Annotated in this window: 11 protein-coding genes and 2 pseudogenes; 4 read left to right on the forward strand and 9 right to left on the reverse strand. The window is 68.6% G+C overall.

Going from position 1 to position 12,594, the window contains the following annotated elements:
* Positions 1-9 precede the first annotated feature (9 nt).
* The 7 genes and pseudogenes from QT17_RS09425 to QT17_RS15035 all read right to left on the reverse strand — a co-directional run bounded on the left by QT17_RS09425 (position 10) and on the right by QT17_RS15035 (position 8,482).
* The gene (locus QT17_RS09425) at positions 10-543 is read right to left on the reverse strand and encodes an N-acetyltransferase (RefSeq protein ID WP_039459448.1); all 534 of its coding nucleotides are present in this window, start codon (positions 541-543) and stop codon (positions 10-12) included.
* Positions 536-1,924 (reverse strand): argininosuccinate lyase, encoded by a 1,389-nt coding sequence (gene argH / locus QT17_RS09430; protein ID WP_039459452.1) that lies wholly within the window; start codon positions 1,922-1,924, stop codon positions 536-538. The genes QT17_RS09425 and argH overlap by 8 nt, the downstream gene beginning before the upstream one ends.
* Positions 1,914-3,115: pseudogene (locus QT17_RS09435) on the reverse strand (argininosuccinate synthase). Before QT17_RS09435 ends, argH begins: the two are co-directional and overlap by 11 nt.
* A 92-nt stretch (positions 3,116-3,207) precedes the next feature.
* The gene (gene lpdA, locus QT17_RS09440) at positions 3,208-4,575 is read right to left on the reverse strand and encodes a dihydrolipoyl dehydrogenase (protein WP_039459457.1); all 1,368 of its coding nucleotides are present in this window, start codon (positions 4,573-4,575) and stop codon (positions 3,208-3,210) included.
* A gap of 1 nt (position 4,576) precedes the next feature.
* The gene (gene odhB, locus QT17_RS09445) at positions 4,577-5,788 is read right to left on the reverse strand and encodes a 2-oxoglutarate dehydrogenase complex dihydrolipoyllysine-residue succinyltransferase (protein WP_039459459.1); all 1,212 of its coding nucleotides are present in this window, start codon (positions 5,786-5,788) and stop codon (positions 4,577-4,579) included.
* 11 nt (positions 5,789-5,799) lie between these two features.
* Positions 5,800-8,331, reverse strand: a complete 2,532-nt coding sequence (locus QT17_RS09450) for a 2-oxoglutarate dehydrogenase E1 component (protein WP_369792385.1) — start codon at positions 8,329-8,331, stop codon at positions 5,800-5,802.
* Positions 8,332-8,374: 43 nt separating this feature from the next.
* Entirely contained in the window at positions 8,375-8,482 is a 108-nt protein-coding gene (locus tag QT17_RS15035) for a hypothetical protein (RefSeq protein WP_369792386.1), read from the reverse strand.
* Positions 8,483-8,567: 85 nt separating this feature from the next.
* On the opposite strand from QT17_RS15035, the gene QT17_RS09455 reads away from it, so the two are divergent.
* Together QT17_RS09455 and ruvA are read left to right on the forward strand one after the other, a co-directional pair.
* Positions 8,568-9,332, forward strand: a complete 765-nt coding sequence (locus QT17_RS09455) for an enoyl-CoA hydratase (protein WP_039459460.1) — start codon at positions 8,568-8,570, stop codon at positions 9,330-9,332.
* Complete coding sequence (ruvA, locus tag QT17_RS09460; protein WP_039459462.1) at positions 9,329-9,904, forward strand: Holliday junction branch migration protein RuvA; 576 nt, start codon at positions 9,329-9,331, stop codon at positions 9,902-9,904. The genes QT17_RS09455 and ruvA overlap by 4 nt, the downstream gene beginning before the upstream one ends.
* On the opposite strand, the pseudogene QT17_RS09465 reads toward ruvA, so the two are convergent.
* Both QT17_RS09465 and QT17_RS09470 read right to left on the reverse strand, forming a co-directional pair.
* Positions 9,901-11,102: pseudogene (locus QT17_RS09465) on the reverse strand (ATP-binding protein). The gene ruvA and the pseudogene QT17_RS09465 overlap by 4 nt on opposite strands.
* A complete protein-coding gene (locus tag QT17_RS09470; RefSeq protein WP_039459465.1) occupies positions 11,092-11,751 on the reverse strand; it encodes a response regulator transcription factor in 660 nt (219 codons plus the stop codon). Before QT17_RS09470 ends, QT17_RS09465 begins: the two are co-directional and overlap by 11 nt.
* Positions 11,752-11,834: 83 nt before the next feature.
* Between QT17_RS09470 and QT17_RS09475 the strand changes: the two genes are divergently transcribed.
* Both QT17_RS09475 and QT17_RS14490 read left to right on the forward strand, forming a co-directional pair.
* Positions 11,835-12,422: an FAD:protein FMN transferase gene (locus QT17_RS09475; protein WP_235283876.1), complete on the forward strand. Its 588-nt coding sequence runs from the start codon at positions 11,835-11,837 to the stop codon at positions 12,420-12,422.
* Positions 12,311-12,589 (forward strand): FAD:protein FMN transferase, encoded by a 279-nt coding sequence (locus QT17_RS14490; RefSeq protein WP_235283906.1) that lies wholly within the window; start codon positions 12,311-12,313, stop codon positions 12,587-12,589. The genes QT17_RS09475 and QT17_RS14490 overlap by 112 nt, the downstream gene beginning before the upstream one ends.
* Positions 12,590-12,594 lie beyond the last annotated feature (5 nt).

The raw sequence follows: 12,594 nt of genomic DNA on the forward strand, positions 1-12,594 counted from the left end.
CCAGCCATTCTAGCCCCCGAAGGCTCCGGGAGAAAGGTGCTTGATGACGGCGATCTCCCGGCAGTTCTCGTAAAAGGGGCAGGCGTTGCACTCGCTCCAGACCTTCGGGGGAAGCGCCTCCCGGCTCGTCACCTGGTAGCCCAGGTTGCGGAAGAAGTTCACCTGAAGCGTCCAGGCGAAGACCCGGGGAAGCCCCAGGTCGCGGGCCTCCCGCTCCGCCCCGAGGACGAGCCAGCGCCCAAGCCCCTGGCCTTGCCGGGCCGGGTGGACGGCGAGGCCCCGGATCTCCGCCAGGTCCCGCCAGAGGACGTGGAGGGCCACGGTGCCCACGATGTGGCCGTCCTCGTCCTCCAGGACCTGGAAGTCGCGGATGTTCTCGTAGAGATGGCTGTGGTTGCGCACCAGCATCAGGCCCTTCTCCGCCCAGTAGCGGATGAGCCAGTAGATGGCATCCACATCGCTCAGGCGCGCCTTTCTCAGCTCCACCCCCACCTGCGGGCGCACCTCGGGCAGGGCTGCCGTGGGAAGCTCCAGTTCAAGCAAGACCCACCTCCTTCTTGGCCTCCAGGATCCTTTCCCGCACCGCCTCCGGGGCCGTGCCTCCAAAGGAGCGGCGGCGGTGGATGGCGGTCTCCAGACGCAAAATGGGCAAAACGTCCTCGGCGAAGAGGGGGTGGTGGGCCTTGAGCTCCCCCAGGGTCAGGTCCTTCAGGCTCCGGCCCTCCTCCACAAGCCGCCGCACCAGCCGCCCCACCACGTGGTGGGCCTCCCGGAAGGGTAGGCCCTTTTCCGCCAGGTAGTCGGCGAGCTCCGTGGCCAGGGAAAACCCCTCCTCCGCCGCCCGCCACATCCGCTCCCGGCGCCACCTAAGCCCGGGCAGGAGGGCGGCGAGGAGCTTGAGGCTATCCCGGTAGGTGGCGAGGGCGTCCAATAAGGGCTCTTTGTCCTCCTGCAGGTCCTTGTTGTAGGCCAGGGGAAGCCCCTTCACCACGGCGGAAAGCCCCACCAAAGCCCCCAGGACCCTCCCCGCCTTGGCCCGGATGAGCTCCAGGATGTCCGGGTTCTTCTTCTGGGGCATGATGGAGGAGCCGGTGGCGAAGGCGTCGGGAACCTCCACGAAGCCGAACTCCTCCGCGCTGTAGAGGATGAGCTCCTCCGCCAGGCGGGAGAGGTGGAGCATGCCGATATTTAGGGCGGAGAGGACCTCCAAGACGAAGTCCCGGCTGCCCACGGCGTCCAGGGAGTTGCGCATGGGGCGGGCGAAGCCAAGCTCCTTGGCGGTGAAGTGGCGGTCTATGGGAAACCCCGTCCCCGCCAGGGCGGCGGCCCCCAAAGGGCTTTCGTTGAGGCGCTCCCGGGCGTCCTGAAGCCTGCCCGCATCCCGGGTGAGCATCTCGTAATAGGCCAAAAACCAGTGGGAAAGGAGGATGGGCTGGGCCCGCTGCAGGTGGGTGTAGCCGGGAAGGACGAAGAGGGGTTCCAGGTGCTTTTCCGCCTCCTGGACGAGGACCCGGCGCACCTGCAAAAGGAGGGCCAAAAGCTCGTCTATGGCCGCCCGCAGGAAAAGCCTAAGGTCCGTGGCCACCTGATCGTTGCGGCTGCGGGCGGTGTGGAGCTTGCCCCCCGGGGGGCCGATGAGCTCCATGAGGCGGGCCTCGAGGTTCATGTGGACGTCCTCGAGGTCCTCCCGCCAGGGGAAGGTGCCCGCCTCTATTTCCTCCTCTATTTGGTCAAGTCCCTTCAGGATGGCCTTTAGCTCCGCCTCCGAAAGGAGGCCCACGGCCTGGAGCATGCGGGCGTGGACCCGGTTCTGCCAAAGATCCTCCCGCCAAAGGGCCCGGTCAAAGGCCAAGGAGGCGTTGAACCGGGCGGCCAGGGCGTCGGGCCCCTCTTGGAAGCGCCCTCCCCAGGTCCTATGCCCCACGCCGCCCCTCCACCATGGCCCGCACCCGCAGGCGCAGGGCGTTGATCTTGATGAACCCCTCGGCGTCCTTCTGGTCGTAGCCGCCCAGCTCGTCAAAGGACACCAGGTCCTTCTGGTAGAGACTCTTTTCCGCCTTGCGCCCCACCACGTAGACGTTCCCCTTGTAGAGCTTGAGCCGGGCCACCCCGGTGACGCTCTTGGCCACGTGGTCAAAGTAGGCCTGGAGGGCCTCCCTTTCAGGGGCGTACCAGAAGCCGTAGTAGACGAGCTCGGCGTACTTGGGGGAAAGCTGGTCCCGCTGGTGCAGGACCTCCCGGTCCAGGGTGAGGCTCTCCACCGCCCGCCGGGCGTGGTAGAGGATGGTCCCCCCCGGGGTTTCGTAGACGCCCCGGGACTTCATACCCACAAAGCGGTTTTCCACTAGGTCCACCCGCCCCACCCCGTGCCGGCCGCCCATCTCGTTGAGCCTCTGGAGGAGGGCGGCGGGGGAAAGGCGCTCCCCGTTCACCGCCACCGGGTCGCCTTCAAAGAACTCCACCTCCACGTACTCGGGGGTGTCGGGGGCTTCCTCGGGGTCCACGGTCATGCGGAACATCCCCTTGGGGGGCTCGGCCCAGGGGTCCTCCAGGACCCCCCCCTTCGTAGGAAATATGCAGGAGGTTGGCGTCCATGGAGTAAGGCTTTTCCTGGGTCACGGGCACGGGGATGCCGTGGGCCTGGGCGTAGGCGATCATCTCCTGCCGCCCCTTGAAGCTCCACTCCCGCCCACGGGGCGATCACCTTGATCCCAGGCTTTAGGGCGTAGGCGGTGAGCTCAAAGCGCACCTGGTCGTTGCCCTTGCCCGTGGCCCCGTGGGAGACCGCCTCCGCCCCCTCTTCCTCGGCGATCTTCACCAGGTACTTGGCGATTAAAGGCCGGGCGATGGAGGTGCCCAAGAGGTAGTACCCCTCGTAAAGGGGAAGGGCGCGGAACATGGGGAAGACGAAGTCCCGCACGAACTCCTCTTTGAGGTCCAAGGCGATGGCCTTGGAGGCCCCCGTGGCCAGGGCCTTCCGCCTAGCCTCCTCCACCTCCTCCCCCTGGCCGATGTCCGCCGTGAAGGCGATGACCTCGGCGCCGTAGGTCTCCTTGAGCCACTTGAGGATGATGCTGGTGTCCAGCCCGCCGGAGTATGCCAAGACGATCTTCATGCCAACTCCCAGTCTACCCCCAGGTGGGGGTATGCATAAGTATACAAAACGCCGAGGTGCTCCCCGCACCTCGGCCCGAAAGCCCTCCCTGCCTACAGGTGAATCGGCTTCTCCCACGCCGCCAGGGCCGCCTCCTTGAGGATTTCCGAAAGGGAGGGGTGGGCGTGAGGAGCGCGGCCCAGGTCCTCGGCGCTCGCCTTGAAGAAAATGGCCAAGGCGGCCTCGGCCAGCACGTCCCCCACCCGGGCCCCGATGCCGTGGACCCCCAGGATGCGGTCCGTCTTGGCGTGGGCCAGAACCTTGACAAACCCTTCCGTTTCGCCCATGGCCCGGGCGCGGCCGCTGGCGGAGTAGGGGAACTTCCCCACCTTATAGGGAATGCCCCGTTCCCTTAGCTCCTCCTCCGTGTAGCCCACCCCCGCCACCTCGGGGTGGGTGTAGACCACGCTGGGGATGGCCTGGTAGTCCACGTGGCCAAACCCCGTGGCCATGTGCTCCACGGCGGCGATCCCCTCCTCGCTCGCCTTGTGGGCGAGCATGGGCCCCCTTATGACGTCCCCAATGGCGTAGATGTGGGGCACACGGGTCCTCAAGTGCTCGTCCACAGGTATCCTCCCCCGCTCGTCCGTGGAAAGCCCGGCGTTTTCCAGGGAAAGCCCCTCGGTGTAGGGCCTGCGGCCCACGGCCACGAGGACCCGGTCCGCCTCGAGGACCTCCCCCCCCTCAAGCTCCACCCGGGCCCCCTTGCTCTCGGGCACCACGGCGGTAACCCGCACCCCGGTGCGGATCTTCAGGCCCTCCTTTTTGAAGACCCGCTCCGCCGCCCGGGAAAGCTCGGCGTCCATGGTGGGGAGGATGCGGTCCATGTACTCCAAGACGGTGACCTCCGCCCCCAGGCGGTGCCAGACCACCCCGAGCTCCAGCCCGATCACCCCGCCCCCCACCACGACGAGGCGCCCCGGCACCTCGGGGAAGGAAAGGGCCTCGGTGGAGGTCACCACCCTTTCCCCGTCCACCTGGGCCCACGGGGGGATGAGGGGGGCGGAACCGGTGGCGATGAGGATGTAGCGGGCGGACAACTCCTCCCCCGTTTCCTCCACCAAGACCTTGCGGTCGGAGAGGAAGCGGGCCGTGCCCTGGTGGCGGGCGACGCCGTTTTTCTTGAAGAGGAACTCAATCCCTTGGGTGTTGGCCTGGACCACCTTGTCCTTGTGGGCGAGGAGGGCGGGAAGGTCCAGGGAAAGGCCCTCCACCTTGGCCCCCAGGAGGCCCTTCTTCACCTCGTAAATGCGCTCCGTGGTCTCCAAAAGGGCCTTGGAGGGGATGCACCCCACCCTGAGGCAGGTCCCTCCCAGGGCCTTCTCCTTCTCCACCACCCCCACCGTCAGGCCCAGCTGCGCCGCCCGGATGGCGGCCACGTACCCCCCGGGGCCCGCCCCGATGACCAAGAGATCGTACACGCTACACCTCCAAGAGGAGCCGCACCGGGTTTTCAATGAGCTCCTTCACCCGGCGGAGGAAGGTCACCGCCTCGCGCCCGTCCACGATGCGGTGGTCGTAGGAAAGGGCCAGGTACATCATGGGCCGAATGACCACCTGCCCCTCCCGGGCCACGGGCCTTTCCTGGATGGCGTGCATGCCCAGGATGCCCACCTGGGGCGGGTTCAGGAGGGGAGTGGAGTTCAAGGAGCCGTAGATGCCCCCGTTGGTGATGGTGAAGGTGCCCCCCATGAGCTCCTCGGGCTTGAGCTTCTTGGTGCGGGCGCGCTCGGCGAAGTCGGCGATCTGCCGCTCAATCTCGGCGCAGGAGAGGCGGTCGGCGTCCCGAAGCACCGGCACCACAAGCCCCTCGCCCCCGCCCACGGCGATGCCGATGTCGTAGTAGCGGTGGTAGACGATGGCGTTGTCCCGGATCTCGGCGTTGAGCTCGGGGATCTCCTTGAGGGCCTGGACCACGGCCTTGACGAAGAAGCTCATGAAGCCGAGCTTCACCCCGTGCTTCTTCTGGAAGGCCTCCCCAAGCTCCTTCCTTAGGGCGATGACCGCGGACATGTCCGCCTCGTTGAAGGTGGTGAGCATGGCCGTGGTCTGCCGCGCCAGAAGAAGCCGCTCGGCGATGCGGCGGCGCAAGGGGGTCATGGGCACCGCCTCGCTCACCCGCCAGGGCTTGTCGGCGGGCGCCTGAGCGGGCGGGGGCACCGGCCCGGAAGGCGGAGGAGGCGGCGCGGGCTCGGGGGGCCTGGGGGCTTCCCGCTCCTCCAGGTGGCGCATCACGTCCTCCTTAAGGACGCGCCCGCCCAGGCCCGTGCCCTGCACCGCTTCCGGGGAAACCCCCTTCTCCCGCATGAGGCGCTCGGCGGCGGGCATGGCCAAGGGCTCCGGCGTGGAAGCCTGGGGGGCTTCCTGGGGCGCTTGGGCCTGAGGCTTGGCCTCCGCCGCCCCCGCCTCGAGGAGGGCGATGGCCTCCCCCACCCGGGCGGTCTCCCCGGTGCGCTTGAGGACCTTCTTCAGGGTCCCGGGAAAGGGGGCGGGGAGCTCCAGGGTGGCCTTGTCGGTGATGAGTTCCACCAAAGGCTCGTCCTGGGCAAAGCTTTCCCCCTCTTGCTTCAGCCAAGCGCCGATCTCCACTTCCACGATGCTTTCGCCCACGGAGGGCACCTTGAGCTCTTCCACCTTTTACCTCCTCACTTGAAGGCCTCTTCCAAAAGGGCTTCCTGCTCCAGCCGGTGGACCTTGGACGAGCCCACGGCGGGGCTTGGGGACTCGGGCCGGGCCACCACGCTGAAGGGGTGGCCGAAGATCTCCCCGCAGAAGCGGGCGGAAAGGTACCACCAGGCCCCCTGGTTGACGGGTTCCTCCTGCACGTACACCACGGGGGTCTTCTTGGGGTAAGGAGCGAGGGCTTCCTTAAGCTCCTCCTCCGGGAAGGGGTAAAGAAGTTCCAGGCGAAGGATGGCCACGTCCTCCGCCCCCAGCTCCCGCCTCTTGGCCAAAAGCTCGTAGTAGACCTTGCCCGAGGTGAGGAGGACCTTCCTCGCCCCCTTCACCCGCTCGGGGATCACCTTCTGGAAGCGGCCTTGGGCGAGCTCCTCCAGGCTGGACACCACCTCGGGGTGGCGGAGGAGGCTTTTGGGGGTCATGACCACCAAGGGTTTGCGGATGGGGCGCTTCACCTGGCGGCGCAGGAGGTGGAAGAACTGGGCGGGGGTGGTGGGGTAGGCCACCTGGAGGTTGTCCTTGGCCCCAAGTTGCAAGAAGCGCTCCAGCCGGGCGGAGGAGTGCTCGGGGCCTTGGCCCTCCAGGCCGTGGGGCAGGAGGAGGACGAGGCCGGAAAGCCGCCCCCACTTGGCCTCGGCGCTGGCCAGGAACTGGTCAATGTAGACCTGGGCCACGTTGGCGAAGTCCCCGAACTGGGCCTCCCAGAGGATGAGCCCCTCGGGGTAGTCCAGGCTGTAGCCGTACTCAAAGCCCAAGACCCCGGCCTCGGAGAGGGGGGAGTTGTGGATCTCCACGGGGGCCTGACCCTCCGCCAGGTGCTCCAGGGGGATGTAGCGCTCCCCGGTGCGGTAGTCGTAAAGGGCGGCGTGGCGCTGGGTGAAGGTGCCCCTTAGGGCGTCTTGCCCCGTGAGGCGCACCCGGTGCCCTTCCGCCGCCAGGGTGGCGAAGGCCAGGGCCTCCGCCGCCGCCCAGTCCAGGGGCCGCTTTTCCTCCGCCATCTCCAGGCGGGCCTCGAGGAAGCGCTTAAGCTTGGGGTGCACCTGGAAGCCCTCGGGCAGGGTGGCGAGCCGCACCAGCAGGTTGCGCAAGGCCTCCTTGGCCACCCCGGTCTCCACCTCGGGCACCAGGTGGTCCGGCCCCCCCACGTATCCCTGCCAGAGGCCGGAAAGCCCATGGGGCACCACGGGGCCGGGCTCCGCCTTCACCCGGGCGAACTCGCTTTCCAGCCGCTCCAGGTAGGCCGCCTCCAGGGCCTTGAGCTCCTCCTTCCGCACCACCCCTTCCGCCTCGAGCCTTTCGGCGTAGACCTTCCACGGCTCGGGCCTTTGGGCGATGCGGGCGTACAGGGTGGGCTGGGTGAAGGTGGGCTCGTCCGTCTCGTTGTGCCCCCGGCGGCGGTAGCCCACCAGGTCAATGACCACGTCCTTGCCGAAGCGGCTCCGGTACTCCAGGGCCAGGCGCAGGACGAACCAGAGCTCGTCCACCGCCTCGGCGTTCACGTGGAAGACGGGGGCCCCCACCATCTTGGCGATGTCCGTGGGGTAGCGGCAGGAGGTGTACTCGGAGGGAAGGGTGGTGAAGCCCAGTTGGTTGTTGGCCACCACGTGCAGGGTCCCCCCCACCCGGTAGCCGGGAAGCTGGGAAAGGTTTAGGGTTTCCTGCACGATCCCCTCGCCGATGAAGGCGGAGTCCCCGTGGACCAGGATGGCCAGGCCCCGCCGCCGCTCCCGGTCCCCGAAGCGGTCCTGCTTGGCGCGAAGCCGCCCCAGGGTCACGGGGTTCACGAACTCCAGGTGGCTTGGGTTGAAGTTCAAGGAAACGTGGACCTTGCCGTAAGGGGTTTCCTGGTCGCTGGAGAAGCCCAGGTGGTACTTCACGTCCCCGCTGTAGCCCTCGGGGAAGATCTCCTCAAACTCGCGGAAGATGCGCTCAAAGGGCTTCCCCGCCACGTGGGCCAGGACGTTGAGCCGGCCCCGGTGGGCCATGCCCAAGACCACCTCCTTGACCCCGTGCCGGGCCGCCTCCACCACCGCCTCCTTGAGGAGGGGGATGAGGCTTTCCAAGCCCTCGGCGCTGAAGGTCTTGGCCCCCAGGTACTTCCGCTGCAAGAAGGCCTCAAAGAGGCTCGCCTGCATCAAGGCCCCCAGCATGCGGCGGCGCACCTCGGGGGAGGGGCTTTCCCAAGGAGCCTCAATGCGGGCGAGGAGCCACTCCCTTTCCTCGGGCTCCACGTGGGCCACCTCAAAGCCCACGGGACCCAGGTAAGTGGCCTCTAGCCGCTCCAGGAGGGCCCCCAAGGTGGGGGCGCCAAAAAGGGGGGGAAGGGGCCGGGAAAGGTCTTTTTGGGACAGGCCCTGGGCCTCCAGGGCGAGGGCCTTGGGCCTGGGCCTTTCCCCGCCCAAGGGGTCTATCCGGGCCGCCAGGTGCCCGAGCTCCCGGTAGGCCTGGACCAGGCGCTCCACCTTAAGGAGGAAGCCTAGGTCCACCGCCTCCGCCACGGGGACGTTGGGGGCAGGCGTTCTCGTCGCCCGTCCTCGAGGGTCAGGCGGTGAAGTAGCGCCGCCACTCCTCCGGCAGGGAAAAAGGGTCCTCCAGGTACGCCCGGTAGAGGGCCTCCAGATAGCCTTGGCTTTCCAGCGTGAGCTCCATCCTGCCTCCTCAAGGGGCGGTATACCCCCTTCATCTACGCTACACCAAAAGCCGGTGTAGGTGCGCCATCCCTTACAATGGGACCATGGTCCTGAAGGAGCAAAGCGACGGCGTTCTCCTCCTCACCCTGAACCGGCCCGAGAAACTCAACGCCCTCACCGGCGCCCTCCTGGAGGAGCTTCACCGAACCCTAGCCGAGGCGAACCGGGACCCCGGGGTGCGGGCCGTCCTCCTCACGGGGGCGGGGCGGGCCTTCTCCGCCGGGCAGGACCTCACGGAGTTCGGCGAGGAAAAGCCCGACTACGAGGCCCACCTCCGCCGCTACAACCGCGTGGTGGAGGCCTTGAGCGGCCTGGAAAAGCCCCTGGTGGTGGCGGTGAACGGGCCGGCGGCGGGGGCGGGGATGAGCCTCGCCCTTTGGGGGGACTTACGCCTGGCCGCCGCCGGGGCCACCTTCACCACCGCCTTCGTCCGGATCGGGCTGGTGCCGGACTCGGGGATGAGCTTCCTCCTACCCCGGCTCGTGGGGCTCGCCAAGGCCCAGGAGCTCCTCTTCCTCTCCCCGCGCCTTTCCGCCGAGGACGCCTTGGCCCTGGGCCTCGTCCACCGGGTGGTGCCGGCGGAAAGGCTCATGGAGGAGGCCCTGGCCCTGGCCCGGGAACTGGCCCAAGGCCCCACCCGGGCCTACGTCCTCACGCGGAAGCTCCTCCTGGAAACCTATCGGCTTTCCTTGGAGGAGGCCTTGGGCCTCGAGGCCATACTGCAAGGGGAGGCGGGCCGCACCCTGGACCACGAGGAAGGGGTGAGGGCCTTTAGGGAAAAGCGCCCACCCCGCTTCCAAGGCCGATGATCCGCTACCTCCAGGGGAAGGTCCTCAAGAAGGAGGAGGGGGGCTTCCTCCTCCTGGTGGGCGGGGTTGGGTTTTTCGTCCAAGCCCCAGGCCCCTTCCTGGCAAGCCTGCGGGAGGGCCAGGAGGTGGCGGTCCACACCCACCTCCAGCTCAAGGAGGAGGGCCTCGCCCTCTTCGGCTTCCCCGAGGAGGAAAGCCTCGCCCTCTTTGAACTCCTCCTCTCCGTGAGCGGGGTGGGGCCCAAGGTGGCCCTCTCCCTCCTCTCCGCCCTTACCCCCAAGCTCCTGGCCCGGGCCCTAATGGAAGGGGACCTAAGGCTCCTCACCGCGGCAAGCGGCGTGGGGCGGCGGCTTGCCGAGCGCCTGGCCCTGGAGCTCAAGGGCAAGGTCCCCCCAAGCCTCCTCACCGGGGAAAAGGTGGAAAGCGAGGCGGCGGAGGAAGCGGTGTTGGCCCTGGCCGCCTTGGGCTTCAAGGAGGGGCAGGCGCGGAGCGTGGTCCTGGACCTCCTGGCCCAAAACCCCAAGGCCAAGGCGCAAGAGCTCATCAAGGAGGCCCTAAAGCGCCTGCGCTAAGCCTCGGCCAGGGGCAAGACCAGCCGGGCCACCAGGCCAGAGGGGGCGTTGGGAAGAAGTTCCAACCTCCCCCCGTGGGCCTCCGCCACCTTCTTGGCCACGGACAGGCCAAGCCCCTCCCCGGGAGCCCTCGAGGCCCTAAAGAAGGGGCGGCCCGCCTCCTTCAAGGCTTCTTCCGGCATCCCCGGGCCCTGGTCCAGGACCGATAAGGTGGCCTCCTTCCCCGCCACCTCCAAGACCACCCGCACCCCCTTCCCTTCCCCGTGGAGGAGGGCGTTTTGCAGGAGGTTCCTCAGGGCCTGGGTCAGGAGGAGGGGATCGCCCTGGAAGGGAAGGGTCTGAGGCCCCTGGTAGGGCACGCCGAAGGCCGCCGCCTCCCTTTGGGCCAGTGCGGCCAGGTCCAGGTCCGCCCGCTCCACCCTTCCCTCCCGGGCCAGGAGCAAAAGGGCCTCCACCAGCCGCTTCATGCGGAGAAGCTCCTCCTTGGCGGCGGAAAGGGCCTCCTCCTGGGAGAGGTAGCCCCGCTCCGCCGCCTCCACCTGGGCGAGGGCGGCGGCCACCGGGGTCCTCAGCTCGTGGGCGGCGTCCCGGGTGAAGCGCCGCTCCCTTTCCCAAAAGGCCTCCAAGCGCTCCAGCATGTGGTTGAAGGCCCCGGCCAAGGCCCTAAGCTCCCCCCCGCCCTCCGGAGGCACGCGCAGGGACAGGTCCTGGGAGTCCGCCACCCTTCGCGCCACCTCCGTGAGGCGGGAAAGGGGCCTGAGGGCGGCCCCCGCCAGGCGCCCGGCAAGGAGGGCGAAGAGGAGGGTCAGCACCCCCCCCACCCCGAAAAGGGTCAGGCGGAAGCGGCTTAGGGCGAAGGCGGCCCCGGGGTCGTACCGGGCCACGCTCAAGGTTCCCCCCGGCACCTCCAGGACCAAAACCCGCCACCCCTCCCGCCAGTAGGCCCCCGGGGGTAGATCAGCGAGCTCGGGGAAGTTGGCGCTCTGCTGCCTCGCCTCCCCCTGCACCAAGCGGAAGGCGAACTCGCCCCTAGGGGGCCTCCGCCCCTCGGCCAGGGCCTGAACGTAAAAGAGAAGGGAGCGGTCCAGGTCCGCCTCCACCAGGCGCTTAAGGGCCACGTAGCTCAAGGCCCCCTGGAAGAGGAGGGCAAGCCCGATGGCCAGGGCAAAAAAAGGGCCAGGCGGGTCCTAAGGCTCATCCCCAAGCCGGTACCCCCCGGGCACGGTGCGCACCACCTGGGGGTGGAGCTTCTGCCTGAGGTAGTGCACGTACACCTTCACCGCCCCCACCCTCTCCCCGTCCCCGAAGACCTTCTCCGCCACCTCCTCGGGGGAGAAAACCCGCTCCGGGTGGAGGACGAAAAGCTCCAAAAGGGCAAACTCCCTTAAGGAGAGGTCCACCCGCTTTCCCCCCACATAGACCGCCCGCGCCGCCAGGTCCACCTCCAAAGCCCCAAGGCGCACCCGGCTTTCCTTGACCGCGGAGGCCCGGCGCAAGAGGGCCCGCACCCGGGCCAGGAGCTCCTCCAGGTGGAAGGGCTTCACCAGATAGTCGTCCCCGCCCAGGTCCAGGCCCAAAACGCGGTCCTCCAAGGCGTCCCGGGCGGTGAGGAAGAGGATGGGCCCCTGGTAGCCCGCCTCCCGCACCTCCTGGGCGAAGCGGAAGCCCCCGTCCGGGTCCTCGGGCAGGCGCACGTCCAGGATCATGAGGTCGGGCTCCCCTTCCAAAAAGGCCTCCCGGGCCGCCTCGAGGCCCTGGGCCCAGCGCACCCCGTACCCCTGGGCCGCCAGCGCCCCCGCCACCGCCCGGCCCAGGCGGGGCTCGTCCTCCAAGAGGAACACCTGCACGCTTCCAGTATGCGCCGGGCGGGTTAGCCGGGGGTTATGGCCCGCTAACGCCCGCCTAACCGCCCTACCCTACCCTTTAGGGCATGGGCCGGCACGGGGCCAGGTGGGAAGGCGTCCTGGGAAGCTTCCTGGAGGTGGAGGTGGAAGCGCCCTGGGGCCGGGGGCCAAAGGTCCTCGCGGCCGCTTTAGAAGAGGTGCGCCGCCTGGAGGGCGTCTTCAGTCGCCACCGGGAAAGCGAGCTCACCCACCTGGTGCGCCAAGGCGGGGGAAGGCCGGGCCCGGAGCTTATGGAGGTCCTCCGCCTGGCCCTAAGCCTCCAGGAGGCCACGGGCGGGGCCTTCCACCCCGCCCCCCGCCATGGGGGTGAGGCCTTGCGCTTCCAGGGGGAAGAGGTGGCCATCCTCGCCCCCCTGGACCTGGACGGCCTGGCCAAAGGGCTACATCGCCGACAAGGCGGTGGCGGCCGCCCTAAGGGCGGGGGCCCGGGCCGCCTTGGTGAACCTGGGCGGGACCTGGCCCGGCAGGGCCCAGGGGAGGCGGAGTCCTGGTGGAAGACCCCCTGGGTCCCGATAACGCCCCCCCCGCCTTCCGCCTCCGCCTCGGCCAAGGGGGGGTGGCCACCAGCGGGGTGCGCCACAAGGGGGCCCACCTCCTGGACCCCCGCACCCTAAGGCCCGCTCCCGGGCTCCAGGCCACGGTCCTGGCCCCTTCCGCCTGCCTGGCGGATGGCCTCACCAAGGCCCTTTTCGTCTTGGGACGGGAGGCTTTTCCAGTCCTCGCCCGCTTCCGGGCCCAAGGGGTGCTCTTCACCCCCCAAGGCCCCGTGGCCGGCCCATAGGAGGG

Origin of the sequence: Thermus sp. 2.9, assembly GCF_000794385.1 — a bacterium.
Classification (GTDB): Bacteria; Deinococcota; Deinococci; order Deinococcales; family Thermaceae; genus Thermus; species Thermus thalpophilus.

Coding starts and splice junctions, on each gene's coding strand:
- QT17_RS09455 (WP_039459460.1), top strand. CDS start 8,568: ATGGTCCTGAAGGAGCAAAGCGACGGCGTTCTCCTCCTCACCCTGAAC.
- QT17_RS15035 (WP_369792386.1), bottom strand. CDS start 8,482: ATGGAGCTCACGCTGGAAAGCCAAGGCTATCTGGAGGCCCTCTACCGG.
- QT17_RS09475 (WP_235283876.1), top strand. CDS start 11,835: ATGGGCCGGCACGGGGCCAGGTGGGAAGGCGTCCTGGGAAGCTTCCTG.
- ruvA (WP_039459462.1), top strand. CDS start 9,329: ATGATCCGCTACCTCCAGGGGAAGGTCCTCAAGAAGGAGGAGGGGGGC.